This is a genomic window from Fictibacillus macauensis ZFHKF-1, assembly GCF_000269865.1.
Classification (GTDB): Bacteria; Bacillota; Bacilli; order Bacillales; family Fictibacillaceae; genus Fictibacillus_C; species Fictibacillus_C macauensis.
In genome coordinates this window covers 80,692-94,111 of sequence record NZ_AKKV01000025.1, presented here as the reverse complement: position 1 = coordinate 94,111, position 13,420 = coordinate 80,692, and the positions used below count along the sequence as shown (strand labels likewise).

18 protein-coding genes are annotated in these 13,420 nt (G+C 40.9%); 15 read left to right on the top strand and 3 right to left on the bottom strand.

Annotated features, from left to right (window positions below):
• Positions 1–38: 38 nt before the first annotated feature.
• From thpR to A374_RS09730, 4 genes are all read left to right on the top strand, one after another.
• Positions 39–602, top strand: coding sequence for an RNA 2',3'-cyclic phosphodiesterase (gene thpR, locus A374_RS09745; protein ID WP_007202035.1), 564 nt, complete (start codon positions 39–41; stop codon positions 600–602).
• Between the two features lie 62 nt (positions 603–664).
• Entirely contained in the window at positions 665–1,039 is a 375-nt protein-coding gene (locus A374_RS19980; protein ID WP_007202034.1) for a CidA/LrgA family protein, read from the top strand.
• A complete protein-coding gene (locus A374_RS09735) occupies positions 1,032–1,709 on the top strand; it encodes an LrgB family protein (RefSeq protein WP_007202033.1) in 678 nt (225 codons plus the stop codon). Before A374_RS19980 ends, A374_RS09735 begins: the two co-directional genes overlap by 8 nt.
• A 215-nt stretch (positions 1,710–1,924) precedes the next feature.
• Positions 1,925–2,701 (top strand): phosphotransferase family protein, encoded by a 777-nt coding sequence (locus A374_RS09730; RefSeq protein ID WP_007202032.1) that lies wholly within the window; start codon positions 1,925–1,927, stop codon positions 2,699–2,701.
• 18 nt (positions 2,702–2,719) lie between these two features.
• Here A374_RS09730 and A374_RS09725 read toward each other — a convergent pair whose 3' ends face one another.
• Positions 2,720–3,004, bottom strand: coding sequence for a YtzH-like family protein (locus A374_RS09725; protein WP_162098293.1), 285 nt, complete (start codon positions 3,002–3,004; stop codon positions 2,720–2,722).
• A 191-nt stretch (positions 3,005–3,195) separates the two neighbouring features.
• Here A374_RS09725 and trmB point away from each other — a divergent pair, with 191 nt between their 5' ends.
• The 3 genes from trmB to A374_RS09710 all read left to right on the top strand — a co-directional run bounded on the left by trmB (position 3,196) and on the right by A374_RS09710 (position 5,424).
• Entirely contained in the window at positions 3,196–3,840 is a 645-nt protein-coding gene (trmB, locus tag A374_RS09720) for a tRNA (guanosine(46)-N7)-methyltransferase TrmB (RefSeq protein WP_007202030.1), read from the top strand.
• Positions 3,841–3,949: 109 nt separating this feature from the next.
• Entirely contained in the window at positions 3,950–4,789 is an 840-nt protein-coding gene (locus A374_RS09715; RefSeq protein ID WP_007202029.1) for a YtnP family quorum-quenching lactonase, read from the top strand.
• A 98-nt stretch (positions 4,790–4,887) separates the two neighbouring features.
• On the top strand, positions 4,888–5,424 hold the full coding sequence (locus A374_RS09710; protein ID WP_007202028.1) for a hypothetical protein: 537 nt from the start codon (positions 4,888–4,890) through the stop codon (positions 5,422–5,424).
• Positions 5,425–5,469: 45 nt separating this feature from the next.
• On the opposite strand, the gene A374_RS09705 is transcribed toward A374_RS09710, so the two are convergent.
• Positions 5,470–5,778 carry a PepSY domain-containing protein gene (locus A374_RS09705; protein WP_007202027.1) on the bottom strand — a complete coding sequence of 103 codons (309 nt, stop codon included), beginning with the start codon at positions 5,776–5,778 and terminating at the stop codon, positions 5,470–5,472.
• A gap of 243 nt (positions 5,779–6,021) precedes the next feature.
• On the opposite strand from A374_RS09705, the gene queD reads away from it, so the two are divergent.
• From queD to A374_RS09680, 5 genes are all read left to right on the top strand, one after another.
• Positions 6,022–6,504, top strand: a complete 483-nt coding sequence (queD, locus tag A374_RS09700; RefSeq protein ID WP_007202026.1) for a 6-carboxytetrahydropterin synthase QueD — start codon at positions 6,022–6,024, stop codon at positions 6,502–6,504.
• On the top strand, positions 6,488–7,219 hold the full coding sequence (locus A374_RS09695) for a 7-carboxy-7-deazaguanine synthase QueE (RefSeq protein WP_007202025.1): 732 nt from the start codon (positions 6,488–6,490) through the stop codon (positions 7,217–7,219). Before queD ends, A374_RS09695 begins: the two co-directional genes overlap by 17 nt.
• Positions 7,220–7,221: 2 nt before the next feature.
• Positions 7,222–7,899, top strand: coding sequence for a 7-cyano-7-deazaguanine synthase QueC (gene queC / locus A374_RS09690; protein ID WP_007202024.1), 678 nt, complete (start codon positions 7,222–7,224; stop codon positions 7,897–7,899).
• 98 nt (positions 7,900–7,997) lie between these two features.
• Positions 7,998–9,062 carry a M42 family metallopeptidase gene (locus A374_RS09685; RefSeq protein WP_007202023.1) on the top strand — a complete coding sequence of 355 codons (1,065 nt, stop codon included), beginning with the start codon at positions 7,998–8,000 and terminating at the stop codon, positions 9,060–9,062.
• 1 nt (position 9,063) lies between these two features.
• Positions 9,064–9,561: a DUF84 family protein gene (locus A374_RS09680; RefSeq protein ID WP_007202022.1), complete on the top strand. Its 498-nt coding sequence runs from the start codon at positions 9,064–9,066 to the stop codon at positions 9,559–9,561.
• 37 nt (positions 9,562–9,598) lie between these two features.
• Here A374_RS09680 and A374_RS09675 read toward each other — a convergent pair whose 3' ends face one another.
• On the bottom strand, positions 9,599–11,545 hold the full coding sequence (locus A374_RS09675) for a methyl-accepting chemotaxis protein (RefSeq protein WP_007202021.1): 1,947 nt from the start codon (positions 11,543–11,545) through the stop codon (positions 9,599–9,601).
• Positions 11,546–11,678: 133 nt separating this feature from the next.
• On the opposite strand from A374_RS09675, the gene A374_RS09670 reads away from it, so the two are divergent.
• From A374_RS09670 to A374_RS09660, 3 genes are all read left to right on the top strand, one after another.
• A complete protein-coding gene (locus A374_RS09670; RefSeq protein ID WP_007202020.1) occupies positions 11,679–12,002 on the top strand; it encodes a thioredoxin family protein in 324 nt (107 codons plus the stop codon).
• Positions 12,003–12,077: 75 nt separating this feature from the next.
• The gene (queF, locus tag A374_RS09665) at positions 12,078–12,494 is read left to right on the top strand and encodes a preQ(1) synthase (protein ID WP_007202019.1); all 417 of its coding nucleotides are present in this window, start codon (positions 12,078–12,080) and stop codon (positions 12,492–12,494) included.
• 66 nt (positions 12,495–12,560) lie between these two features.
• A complete protein-coding gene (locus tag A374_RS09660) occupies positions 12,561–13,358 on the top strand; it encodes a DUF1444 domain-containing protein (RefSeq protein WP_007202018.1) in 798 nt (265 codons plus the stop codon).
• Positions 13,359–13,420: the final 62 nt, after the last annotated feature.

Here is a 13,420-nt window from a genome sequence, read left to right as displayed (position 1 = left end):
TAAAAGGAGATGGTCAGTAAGAAGGGAGGGAATGGTAGATGGCCGCACATTTTTTTATTGCGATTCCTGTCTCACAAACGGTGCGAACAGCAGTTCAGGAAGCTACCCCCCGCTTGAAAGGAGCGCTTCCGTATAAAGAGTGGGTGCATGAAGAAGATTTACATGTAACGATTTCATTTTTAGGTAGCGTCACTGATCAGGAGTTGCAACAATTAAGGATTGCGTTGCGTACTGTTTGTCATGAAAGTACTTCGTTTACCTTAACAACTAAAGGCGTTGGTTATTTTGGTCAGCCAACACAACCTCGCATTTTTTATGTTGCACTAGATGAGCACGCGGCTCTCTTTACGTTGCAAGCAAAGGTTCAAAGGCTCTGTGAATCGCTCGGTCTTCAAGTGGATGACCGACCGTATACGCCACACATAACGCTAGCAAAGAAATGGAAGGACTCTGCCGTACAGCTTCAAAAAACGGTGGTTGACGAGCTTTGTGTACCGGTAGCACAGCAAACCTTGACCGTGTCTTGTCTTCACTTGTATGAAATAAAACGGAATGAGTTGCCGAAGTATGCGGTAATAGACACATTTCCTTTAGGAACATAAGAATATGATGCGCAGCATAAGCGCGTCTTTTTTTGTTGCGTTCGTGAAAGGTTAGGATTAGTATGAGAAAAATCATCATCATTAGTATACAAATTGGTTTATTGTTTTTGTGCAATGAAGTGGGAACGTATCTTTCTAAAGAATTCCACTTAATGATCCCAGGTAGCGTCCTCGGGATGATCCTTTTATTCGTCCTTTTATGTACGAAGGTGCTTCCAAGTCGGTCGGTAGCATCAGGAGCTACCTTTATGATGGCCTTTTTACCACTTTTTTTTATCCCTATAACAGTTGGTGTGATGCATGAAGGAAAATTGCTTTCTTTTACAGGTGTAGGCCTAATGATTGCCATTGTTATTTCCTCCTTTCTTGCGGTGGGGGCTACAGGTTGGGTTAGTCACCTGCTTTCGCGTGAAAAAGGAGTGATGAACAATGAGTAGTTTTTTATTTATCGTAGTAACGGTTTTCGTTTATTTGGTCATGAAAGCTTTGTATCAACGTTGGTCCAATCCAGTACTCATTCCGGTCATAACAGCTACAGCAGCCATCATCGCCATCCTTCTTGTGTTTCACATACCGTATCATGACTATATGCAAGGAGGAAAATGGATCCAAAAATTGCTTGGACCCGGTGTGGTGGCTCTTGCTTATCCGTTATATAACTACAGAAGCAAGCTAAAGAAACACGTTGTGTCCATTATTATAGGTGTATTTACTGGAACAATAACTGGCATTCTAACCATTTTGCTTTTTGGTCAGATGCTCGGAGTAGCGCGCCCTCTCCTCATTTCATTGCTACCTAAATCGATTACGACACCGGTTGCTATGGAAGTGGCACGTCTAACGGGGGGCTTGCCAGCGTTAACGTCTGTTTTCGTCATTGTAGCGGGCATATCGGGTGCTGTATTCGCCCCGCTTTGGTTTAAGTGGCTTCGATTGCAAACGCCGCTAGCTCGAGGGCTAGGGATTGGAACATCATCTCATGCAATAGGCACATCTAAAGCAATGGAGTTTGGGGAAGAAACAGCAGCATTCAGTTCTGTAGCGATGGGTTTAAGTTGCATTATTGCTTCACTTATCGTTCCTGTTGTTGTGTTGTTATGCCTTTAACTCTTTTTAGGAGAAAGTAAAGGGAAGATCAACCTAAAAAAATAGAAAAAGAGTACATGGGAATCTTTTACTATATGGTATGTTCTATAGGAAAGCTAATAAATGTGTACGATTTTTTCTCAGTCTGTGTTAAAATAATGTATTCGTAGAGGTTACCGTCTAAAATGTATGAACTATGATTATAAATTTTCCGCATGAGATTGAAGGTGAACGATTTGGAACATCTACTAGGAAATGGCTGGGAAATCAAGCCGGCTGGTGGAGCAACTGGAGAGGCGTATCAAGCTAAATATGAAGATCAAACGCTTTTTTTAAAGCGCAATTCGTCACCTTTTCTTGCGGTCTTGTCGGCGGAAGGCATCGTTCCTAAATTGCTTTGGACAAAACGGCTAGGCAACGGCGATGTAATTACCGCACAAAAGTGGTTGAACGGAAGAGAATTAAAAGCAACAGAAATGAACAGAGAAGAAGTAGGGAAACTACTGCAACGCATTCATACATCAACAGAATTAAAAGCAATGTTGCAACGATTAGGGAAACAGCCGTTAACGCCAGCAAGTATTGCAGATGAATTAGAACGTAAAGCGTTAGAATTGCAACCTGTGCCGCCAGTAATTCTTGAAAGCTTAGCGTATATAAAAGAAGAAATGGCAGCTATTTCTTCTAATCATGAAGTAGTCTGCCATTGTGATGTGAATCATAATAATTGGCTAATGAGTGATCGTGGTGAACTGTTTTTAATTGATTGGGATGGAGCGATGATTGCCGATCCTGCTCTTGATCTTGGTATGCTGCTTTATTGGTACATTGATAAAGACCACTGGGAATCTTGGTTAGCAACGTACGGAGTAGCACTCACGCAAGATTTACAGCGTCGGATGCATTGGTATGTTGTTGCGCAAACGATTATTTCTATTTTTTGGCATCATGAACGCAAACAATTTGCAGAAAAAGAGTACTGGTGTCAATTTTTGAAAAAAATCCAATCGTAAGCATTTATTTCCCGGGTATTAAAGAGACGTTCCATCAATGGTTTGTAACCAGTTTTCGATATGCTCTTTATGATCGGTTATATGCTGAGATAAATTTTGATGAGTTGAACCATCGTGGCTGTATGTTGTAATGTAGGATAAAGCATCTTTTACATCTGAGGAGATGCTTTCTTGCGCTATAAGCTGTGCCGCTAGCCGTTCTAGCTGAGCACATTCTGATGCTGTACCGTTGCAGTCTGTATGATGGTCTTGTAAGATGTCACGCAAAATGGTCATTTGATGTGTATAATCTAAAGGCATCATGATCATCCTTTCTTTTAAAAGTGTGGATACCGTTAGCATATGGAATGCACGTTAAATTATCCGAACGAAGAGCCTGTTACAGGTTCTTTTTTTATGATAAAAAACAGAACGGAAGCTTTTTCTTTTCGACATTTCATGATAAAATGTCGAAGGAATTATGAGGAGCTTGTAATGAGAGAGGAAGAGGAAAAATGCGTCAGCGTTTTAAACCGTGGGCAAAAGAAAAGTTGGCAGAACATGCACAGATTGCAGTAGCCGACCCAGCTGCTCTTAAAGGAAAATGGCATGAGTTTTTTGGGAATCATCATCCCATTCATATAGAAGTAGGAACTGGCAAAGGGCAGTTTATTACAGGAATGGGCACGGTCAATCAAGATGTAAATTACATTGGTATGGAAATTTACGATAGCATTATCGTTACCGCGCTTGATCGTATTATCGAAGCAGAGCTACCTAACGTAAAGATCATTCGTGAAAATGCACAAAAATTAACTGAGTTTTTTGAAGAAGGAGAAGTGGATCGTGTTTATTTAAATTTTTCTGATCCATGGCCAAAGAAAAAGCATGAAAAAAGAAGACTAACACATGAATCCTTTCTTTCCATTTTCGAGCATATTCTTGTGGATGAAGGTGAAATTCACTTTAAAACCGATAATCAAGGGTTATTTGAATATTCATTGCACAGCATGTCCAAATACGGTATGACATTAAATCAAGTATGGTTAGATCTTCATGCGAGTGATTATGAAGGCAATATTATGACCGAGTACGAAGAGAAATTTTCTGCTAAAGGCTTTCGAATTTATCGAACAGAAGCACAATTTAAAAAACGTTAATTTCTTATTAAAAAAGTTTGCTTGTACTGTAAGCAAGCTTTTTTTTGTTTTCTAACAAGAGACAAATTATGCTAAACTTAAAAGGAAAATGAGAAAGGAGCCTGTGATAATGGATCAGTGGAAAAAAGGGAAGTTAACCTTTACATGGTTAAACGGCGGCGTTACGCACATGGATGGTGGCGCGATGTTTGGTGTTGTTCCAAAGCCCCTCTGGAGTAAAAAATATGCAGTCAATGAGCTGAACCAAATTGAATTGCGTACAGAACCGATTTTAATTCAAGGCTTAGGCAAAAATATTTTGATTGATGCAGGAATCGGTTTTGGAAAATTGACTGACAAGCAAAAACGAAATTATGGCGTAAATGAAGAATCGTCTATTCTTTCTAGCTTAGAGGAGTGTCATTTAACGCCTGCTGACATTGATTTAGTATTAATGACACATTTGCATTTTGATCATGCGAGTGGTTTGACAGCAAAGAAACAAGATACGTTTGTTTCTGTTTTTGAAAACGCTACCATTTATGTATCAGAAGTAGAATGGAAGGAAATGCAGCATCCAAATATTCGCTCGAAAAATACATATTGGGAAGAAAACTGGCAACCCATTGCCCATCAAGTAACAACGTTTCAAGAGAAAATAAGTCCACTGGAAGGAATTACGATGATTCATACCGGTGGACATAGCGATGGCCACTGCATTATTGAAATTGAAGAAGCGGGTGAGAAGCTGTATCACCTAGGTGACATTATGCCAACGCATGCTCACAAAAATCCATTATGGGTACTAGCATACGATGATTATCCGATGACGAGTATTGCTGCTAAAGAACAGTGGATTAAACCTCATACGTGGTACGTTTTTTATCATGATAGCGTCTATCGGGCTGTGAAATGGGATGAAGACTATCAAATCATTGATCATGTACGCCGAACACGAAATGTCACATAACAGACACAATATTTCCAAGAACAAGTGGGTATGAGTGAAAGAGAAATATGTTATGATGAAGGCAAGATGGAAGTCATTGTAAAGCAAGGAGGATTAGGATGAAAAAGAAACTAGTAGCGATTTTATCTGCTATGATGGTCATTTTGTCATTCGCTCCGTTTGCTTTTGCTGCCGATGGGGATCAAGCAATGAAGGCGGCGATGGAAAAGGGGTTAAAGGACAAGTATTATGATTTGAAAAGTGGAAGCCTTTCAATTGAAAGTGCTAAAACCTTTAGTAACGAAGATGCGAAGCTTGAGACAGACAGCGTTGTTGCAATGGTTGTAAGCTATCAAACCGTGCGGGATGGCATTTTCTATACAGATCATAAGGAGCTAGGCTTTTATGATCCGAAAGGAAATAAAATGCTAGCTGAGCAACAAGTTGCAAAAGCAAATCCAGCGTTGCTGCAATACAAGAAGGCGCATGAAGGAGAACTTGGTTCTACGATGCACTATACGGCGATTCTTCTTTTATTAGCACTCGTACTACTTATTCCCCTTTATTTACTAGGCATTTGGGAAAAAGGTCAATATTTAACGACAAAGTTTAAAATTAAAAATAACGTGTATAACCATACGAAAATGTATCAGTAACAAAGAAAAGGGACGCATCAGTTGATGCGTCCCTTTGTGTTGGTTTTAGGCATGTTCAGAAATATCAAGAATGGCACCTGATTCTGCATCTACCATGAAATCATATTGCGTAATAACAGCATTTTCAGCGCTTGATAATCCACCTTTATATACTTTAAATGGAATGCCAAAGCGTTTCACTTCTTCAGGGTGGACCCCGATCCATGAACCTGTAACTTTAAATTCGTCCTTTGCTTGGTTTTTTACAAGCTTAAGTGCTTTCTCAGGCGTCATATGCTTAGGAACTTGCTTTGCTGCAAGATAGCCTGCCGCGAAGCCTGCAACACCGGCAAGAATCAGTTTACTTGCTTTCATATTTTGCATCTCCTTTTTTGTCCTGTAGACGGGTTCTTCTACAGTATAACAAAAAGGTACTTCAAATTTCCCGTATTTATGTGCTATGCTAGGTGAGGAAAAGATCATGAGGGTTCGAAATTCCCACCCCTCGCTAAAAAAAACTAGGGAGCGTGAACATACGTGGGATGATGTCACCTCTCTTTTTGCTGCAAAAAAAAGAGAGCTTTTTTGTGTTTACGTTCTGACTAAAAGGATGAGAAGATGGAATTTACTATACCGAAAAAAGTACAAACGCTAGGGCAAGATATCGAGCAACATCAGTTAAAATATCATCATAAACGTGTAGCGGTAACGAAAGAGTTTACTTTTGATGCCGCGCATCACCTTCACTGCTATGAAGGAAAATGCAAAAGTCTACACGGTCATACGTATAAGCTCATTGTTACCGTTAGCGGGTTTGTAGATGAGATTGGTATTTCAATGGATTTTGGAGATTTAAAACGCATTTACAAAGAAACGATTGATGCAAAACTTGATCATCGTTACTTAAATGACGTTCTCCCTCTCATGAACACGACAGCAGAAAATATGATTGTTTGGATTTGGGAGCAATTTGATGACAAACTAGCCTGTTATGGATGGAAAGATAAAGCCTTTCGAATCGAAGAAATGGTGCTTTATGAAACGCCCACAAGCTATGCCACAATGAAAAGGGAGTGGATGGAAGATGACCGCTCGCTTTAATCTCCCAGAACCTGAGCGCTATATGCAATGGGAAGTGCCAATGGTTGAAATTTTTGAAACCATTGAAGGAGAAGGAACAGGAGCGGGGTTTCCGACCGTTTTTGTTCGCGTATTTCATTGTAATCTTCGCTGTACATGGTGCGATACGCCCTATAGCTATGCACCTGCTAAACCTGAATTTCACGCGACCATTGCTGAAATTATTGAGACTATTCAACAGTTTTCCTCTAAACGCATTTGCTTTACAGGAGGGGAGCCTTTAATTCATAGAGAAAAATCAGCGGCTTTATTAAAAGCGATGGCTGATCTCGAACATATTGAAGATATTCATATTGAAACGAACGGTGCCATTGCGCTGGCCCCATTTGAGCAACTGCGAAATGAAGATGAGATGATCAAACAAAAAGCGCGGTTTGTCATGGATTATAAACTGCCAGCATCTGGTGAGATGAATCGTATGATTACAGATAACTTTCTTTCGTTGCGCGCACAAGATGAGATTAAATTTGTGATTGGCAGTGATGAGGACTTCAAGCTTGCTTGTGAAGTCGTTGATTGTCACCACGAGGCAGGTCAAGTGTTATTCAGTCCAGTATGGGAAACGATGCCACCAGCAACGCTTGTGGAAAAAGTATTAGCTGAAAAACGAGCCGACATTCGTGTCAATATTCAATTGCATAAAATCATTTGGGATCCAAATAAGAGAGGGGTATAACGATGAAAAAAGCTGTCATCGTATTAAGTGGTGGATTAGATAGTACAACGTGTATGGGAATTGCTGCGGAACAAGGCTATGCGCTTTATCCATTAACGTTTCATTATGGTCAAAAACATAATCGCGAAGTGGAGCAAGCGAAGAAAGTGGCTGCTCACTATCAGGTAAGCGAGCATCGTATTGTCGACATTGCTTTTTTGAATCAAATCGGAGGCAGTGCGTTAACGGATTCTTCGATTGCTGTTCCAAGCGAGCAAGACGACAAAGAGGAGATTCCTGCAACGTACGTTCCGGCTCGCAATATGATTTTCTTATCGCTTGCAAGTGCGTATGCTGAAGTTATTGGCGCACAAGCGGTGTTTATCGGTGTGTCCGCCGTTGATTATAGCGGCTACCCAGATTGTCGCCCTGAATTTATTCAAAGCATGGATGAAACCATCAATTTAGCAACAAAAGCTGGCACAACAGGAGAGCGTATTTCCATTGTTGCTCCGCTTATGCATTTAACAAAAAAAGAAACGATTGAAGAAGGATTAGCACTAGGCGTACCCTATGAACTGACGACCTCTTGCTACAATGGCGAAGAAGAAGCATGTGGGACGTGTGACAGCTGTTTACTGCGCTTAAAAGGCTTTGAAGAGGCGGGTGGGCGCGATCCCATTGCTTACGCAAGCCGTTAAGACAGGTAAGATCATCTAGATTGTTCGTTGGCATTCTTTCACTGCCAGCGTTACAATATGGATGTACATACGCAAAGTCAGTGAGAGGAGTAAGCATATTGAATAAAGAAACGTTACAGTTATTTAAAACGCTAACCGAGCTTCCTGGTGCACCTGGATTTGAACATGAGGTTCGTAAATTTGTAAAAAAAGAAATTCAACCTTATTCAGATGAAATCATTACGGACCGCCTCGGTAGCGTGTTCGGCGTAAAGCACGGAGAAGGTCCAAAGATTATGGTAGCCGGTCATATGGACGAAGTAGGCTTTATGGTATCGAAAATTACAGCAACAGGCTTGCTACACTTTGAAACATTAGGTGGTTGGTGGAGTCAAGTCTTACTCGCCCAACGGGTTCAAGTCATTACAGACAAAGGACCAGTAACAGGTGTGATTGGTTCGATTCCGCCACATTTGCTTCAAGACAGTCAAAAGGCAAAGCCGATGGATCTTAAAAATATGTATATTGATATTGGTGCTGATGACCGTGAGGATGCTTTAGCCATTGGCATTCGACCGGGACAGCAAATTGTACCGATTTGTCCGTTTACGCCATTAGCTAATCCTAAGAAGATCTTAGCAAAAGCATGGGATAATCGTTATGGCGTGGGCTTGGCCATTGAATTGCTAAAAGAATTAAAAGATACGAAGCTTTCAAGTACCCTTTATGCAGGTGCTACTGTTCAAGAAGAAGTGGGTTTACGTGGTGCGAAAACAGCAGCCAATATGATTGCGCCTGATATTTTTTATGCATTAGATGCAAGTCCTGCCAATGATATGACAGGGAATCCTAATGAATTCGGTCATCTCGGTAAAGGGACGTTGTTGCGCATATTGGACCGTACGATGGTAACGCATAAAGGATTACGAGAGTTTATTTTAGATACAGCCGAAACTCATCGTATTCCGTATCAATATTTCATTTCTCCAGGTGGAACAGATGCTGGAAGTGTTCATTTAACAGGAAACGGTGTACCTTCCGCTGTCATTGGTATTTGCTCACGTTACATTCATACGCATGGATCGATTATTCACATTGATGACTATGCTGCGGCTAAAGAGTTGCTTGTGAAACTTGTTAAAACGACCGATGCTTCTACGCTAGCATCCATTTTAGAGGACTAACATGAAGATTGTCGTTGGTTCTAGCAATCCGGCGAAAATCCGCGCTGTAGAACAGTGTATGCCGTACCCTGTTACAGGTGTAGAGGTAGCATCAGGCGTTGCAGCTCAGCCATTTTCAGACGAAGAAACGAAACAAGGTGCAGAAAATCGTGCAAAGGCGGCGGTTACGCAAGGCGCTGAAATCGGCATTGGTCTTGAAGGTGGCGTTGTCGAGATGCAAGATGGATTGTATTTATGTAACTGGGGAGCTCTTGCAACAAAAGAAGGAGCTGTGTTCGTGGCAAGTGGTGCGAAACTGCCGTTACCAAAAGAGGTAGCGGCTGCCCTTTTTAACGGAGAAGAGCTTGGTCCAGTGATGGATCGCTTCACTAAAGCGCAAGGCATTTCAAAAAAAGAGGGTGCGATTGGTGTGTTCACCAATGGAGTCATCCATCGTGATGAAATGTTTACACATATCGTAAAAATGTTATGGGGACAATTTCTATATCACGCAAAATAAGCAAAAAAACCGGAGCGAGTGCTCCGGTTTTTTGCGATTATTCATAGGTGTTCACTTCGTTTCGTAAAACGGTTGCGAGAGATTGGAGATTATGAGCCGCTTCATTCATGTGTTGAACATCGTTTTTTTGCTTTTGACTTGAAGCATTGACTTGTTCACTACTTGCCGCTGATTGCTGGGCAATGGCGCTTACTTCAAGCAAGTTATGAGCGAGTGTATGATTGGCTTGCTGCGCATTGTTCATCGCTTGCTGAACGATTTGATTGCGTTCATGAATGGACGATATGCAGTTTGAAACCGTTTGAAAAACAAGCTCAGTCATTTCTACCGAATGGTTTTGATCGATGCTCTGTTTTTCAAACTGAACCGTTTCCGTTGTAAGTTCCTTCATTTGTGTACTAATGGAGGCAATTAATTTTTGAATGCGCTTCGCTTCGTTTTTAGAGCGCTCAGCTAGCTTTCGGACTTCGCTTGCAACAACTGAGAATCCGCGGCCTGCTTCTCCTGCACGTGCGGATTCAATGGCGGCGTTTAAGGCGAGAAGATCGGTGCTTCGCGCGATTTCTTGTATGGAATGAACGATGCTATGTATTTCATTCGTGCGCTCACTAATATGATTAATTTGTCCAATAAGCGCTACAGAAAGCGATGTAAAGCGCTCTGAATGCTCTTTTAAATAGGTGACCGTATGAAGGCCTGCTTGGCCCGCATCTTGTGCCTCTACTGATTCATGGGCCATACGTTGAGAGGCTTCTGTAGCATGATCAATGGCGGCGGTCATCTCTTCTAGAAGGCGTGTGCTCTCTTGAAGATGTAGGGCTTGTGTTTGCGCTCCGTGCGCAACATCTTGCATCGCAACAGCTGTATCTTCCGTTTGTGCAGCCGTTTGTTCAGAAAAGCTAAGTAGGTCGTAAGAAGAGCTGCTAAGTTGTTCAGAGGCAAGTGATACTTCACGAATGCTATGCTCCATCTTTTCAGCCATCGTATTAAATGCAAAGGCTAGCTCACTCATCTCATCGTTGCCAATCGGTAGGACGCGATGTTGTAGCGAGCCGCTGCCGATTTTTATCGCTCCTTCTTTTAACGAAGAAATCGAACGACGAATGGAACGAAGCATGTAAAAGCCGACCGTAATGGCAGCCGAAGTGGCGACTAGGAAAATAATAATCATTAAATAACGTAACAGCGTGTTCATGTGCTCTTGCTTTTCGTTTTGCTCTTGTTGTTGCTGTTTGCTTTTTCCTTCGATTTTTTTTATCGCTTCATGGATCGAAGTAGAAGCGTTCTCGAAGTTCTCTACCATTTGTTCAATTTGCTGATTCGTATCATAAATCGATCCGACATAAGAATCGTAGGAAAAAAGGGCGCTTTCTAGGTCGTATTTTTCTTTAGCGGTTTTCACGGACTGACGCAAATCTTTCAAGAGCGCTTTACTGTACTGTAATAATTGTTTTTTTGTATCGTCATTTGGATCTAAATAAAAGGAATATTCACTCCGAGTCATGCGCAAAAACCGAAGATAATCTTGTTCATTGGAGCGCTTTGCTAGTTGTTTTTCAATTGTAGTAGAGACGCTCATCATCTTTCGTTGTAAGTAATCAATTTGGGTAGCCATGTTGCTCGTCGTAGCAAAACGATCGCCATAGTCTTTAATATTTTCAGCGATTTTTTTATAATATGTAGCCGTTGTTGCCTCACTTTTCTTTGCCACCTGTTCGACATCGTTAAGCAGCTTGCTTGTTTTAGCAGAAATGTCCTCCCCTTCCTTAGCAGAAGGTGAACGTAAATATTTTTGCTCACCTGCTCGAATGACGGCAAAACGGTTATCAAAGTCCTTCATTACTTCGTTCGATTGTTGCAAGTGTGCGGTTTCTTTTTGTACGGAAATGCTAGACCAACTATAGTAAGCTGAAAAAAGCATCATTAGTAATAATGAACTCACGCTTACGATCATGAGCATTTTAATTTTTTGTTTAATTGTCATGAACAAAAGCCCCCTTTACTACTATTATCGGATTCTTGGGTATAATGTTGATGAAGAAGCGCAGATGACTGGATTGTTCAGATAAAGTTTGTTATTTTGTAAGAAAGAATGTGAACTTAGGAGAGATGTTACGATGAAAATGATTCAAAGTCATGAAGAATTTAAGACGGCAATTAGCACGGGAACGTCGGTTGTTGTATTCTCAGCCGATTGGTGTCCAGATTGTGTAGTTATTAAACCTATTTTGCCAGAAATAGAAGAAGCATTTACTCAGTATCAATTTCTATATGTAGATCGCGATCAGCATATTGAGCTATGTCAAGAGCTAGACATTTTTGGCATTCCAAGCTTTGTTGTTTTTCATAACGGCGAAGAAATAGATCGCTATGTTGATAAACAACGTAAAACAAAAGAACAAATTACAGCTTTTCTAAATAATTTATCGTTTAACGCCTAGAACGCTAGAAAATATGATAAAATGTACTATAGTTTGTAACTATAAAGCGAATAAAGAAAGGGCGTTACAAGAGTTATGGCAAAAGTAGAAGTTAACCATCAGAAGTATGAAGGTATTCGATTTGATATAGAAGATGAAAGTGTTATTCTTGTAGATATTCTTGAAACAATTCCATATGAATATGTAGGAAAAGATACACTTGTTACGATTCCAACGACAGAATTTACATCTGTTTGTCCATGGTCAGGATTGCCAGACTTCGCGGACATTATTATTAGCTATATTCCAAGTGAAGAGCTAGTTGAAATGAAGTCGCTAAAGTATTACTTAACGTCTTACCGCAACGTTGGAATTTATCAAGAGCATGCAACGAATCGTATGTTAGACGATCTTGTTCAGCTACTTAAGCCAAAACATATGAAAATTACCGCTACATGGAATGCACGCGGTGGTCTTGGAACAGAAGTAGTAGCCGAATACAATCGAGACTAATCTGCGCCTTAAACCTCCGCTTTAGGAGGTTTTTTTCATATCTAGAAAGAAGAGGAGGGAACGATCGTGACATCACTAAAATTAAAGAAACAACTAGAAGCGAGATTGCAACGTCCGCAATGGACGACGGCCTATGATCGGGAAACAGAAGAGTTTCGTGTCGAGGATGTGACAACGAAAAAGGGGATTACCTTATCGTTAGCAGGCTTGTCTGCGCAATGGGATCAAAAGAAAGAAGCGCTTATTGATGAGCTTGTCTATCATGTAGAGGAAGCGCTCACTGCGGCGACGAAAACCGTTACGAGCGCTATCGAAAAAGTAATTTTTCCCGTCATTCGTTCGACGTCATTTCCAAAAGAAACACCTGAACATGAACCGCTCATTTATGATGAGCATACAGCGGAGACGGCGATTTATTATGCTGTTGATCTCGGTAAAACGTATCGTTTGTTAACAGAAAAACTCATGCAGGAATACGGTTTAAAAAGAGAACAAGTGAAGGAAATTGCGCTGTTTAACGCCCGTTCGTTAACGACTTCTCTTAAAAAGGATGAGGTAGCTGGAAATATCTTTTATTTTCTAAATCATAACGACGGTTACGATGCAAGTCGCATTTTAAATACGGTTTGGTTAGATGAAATGGCAAAGCAAATGCAAGGAACGATGGTAGTTGCTGTTCCTCATCAAGATGTGCTTATTTTGGCTGATATTCGTAACAATCAAGGATATGATATTGTAGCACAAATGGCGATGCAATTTTTCATGAATGGTCGCGTACCGGTTACGGCACTACCATTTATTTATGAAAATAGTACGTTGGATCCGATTTTCATTCTTGCAAAAAACAAGCCAGTAGAAGAATAGAGAAACAACAGGGCTCGCGTCCGTCATAAAAGACGAAGCGAGCCCGAACTTTTATGATGCAA

Bases quoted from the DNA above. Each gene is read 5' to 3' on its own strand.
- thpR (WP_007202035.1), top strand. From the start codon at position 39: ATGGCCGCACATTTTTTTATTGCGATTCCTGTCTCACAAACGGTGCGA.
- A374_RS19980 (WP_007202034.1), top strand. From the start codon at position 665: ATGAGAAAAATCATCATCATTAGTATACAAATTGGTTTATTGTTTTTG.
- A374_RS09735 (WP_007202033.1), top strand. From the start codon at position 1,032: ATGAGTAGTTTTTTATTTATCGTAGTAACGGTTTTCGTTTATTTGGTC.
- A374_RS09725 (WP_162098293.1), bottom strand. From the start codon at position 3,004: ATGATGCCTTTAGATTATACACATCAAATGACCATTTTGCGTGACATC.
- trmB (WP_007202030.1), top strand. From the start codon at position 3,196: ATGCGTCAGCGTTTTAAACCGTGGGCAAAAGAAAAGTTGGCAGAACAT.
- A374_RS09715 (WP_007202029.1), top strand. From the start codon at position 3,950: ATGGATCAGTGGAAAAAAGGGAAGTTAACCTTTACATGGTTAAACGGC.
- A374_RS09710 (WP_007202028.1), top strand. From the start codon at position 4,888: ATGAAAAAGAAACTAGTAGCGATTTTATCTGCTATGATGGTCATTTTG.
- A374_RS09705 (WP_007202027.1), bottom strand. From the start codon at position 5,778: ATGAAAGCAAGTAAACTGATTCTTGCCGGTGTTGCAGGCTTCGCGGCA.
- queD (WP_007202026.1), top strand. From the start codon at position 6,022: ATGGAATTTACTATACCGAAAAAAGTACAAACGCTAGGGCAAGATATC.
- A374_RS09695 (WP_007202025.1), top strand. From the start codon at position 6,488: ATGACCGCTCGCTTTAATCTCCCAGAACCTGAGCGCTATATGCAATGG.
- queC (WP_007202024.1), top strand. From the start codon at position 7,222: ATGAAAAAAGCTGTCATCGTATTAAGTGGTGGATTAGATAGTACAACG.
- A374_RS09680 (WP_007202022.1), top strand. From the start codon at position 9,064: ATGAAGATTGTCGTTGGTTCTAGCAATCCGGCGAAAATCCGCGCTGTA.
- A374_RS09675 (WP_007202021.1), bottom strand. From the start codon at position 11,545: ATGACAATTAAACAAAAAATTAAAATGCTCATGATCGTAAGCGTGAGT.
- A374_RS09670 (WP_007202020.1), top strand. From the start codon at position 11,679: ATGAAAATGATTCAAAGTCATGAAGAATTTAAGACGGCAATTAGCACG.
- queF (WP_007202019.1), top strand. From the start codon at position 12,078: ATGGCAAAAGTAGAAGTTAACCATCAGAAGTATGAAGGTATTCGATTT.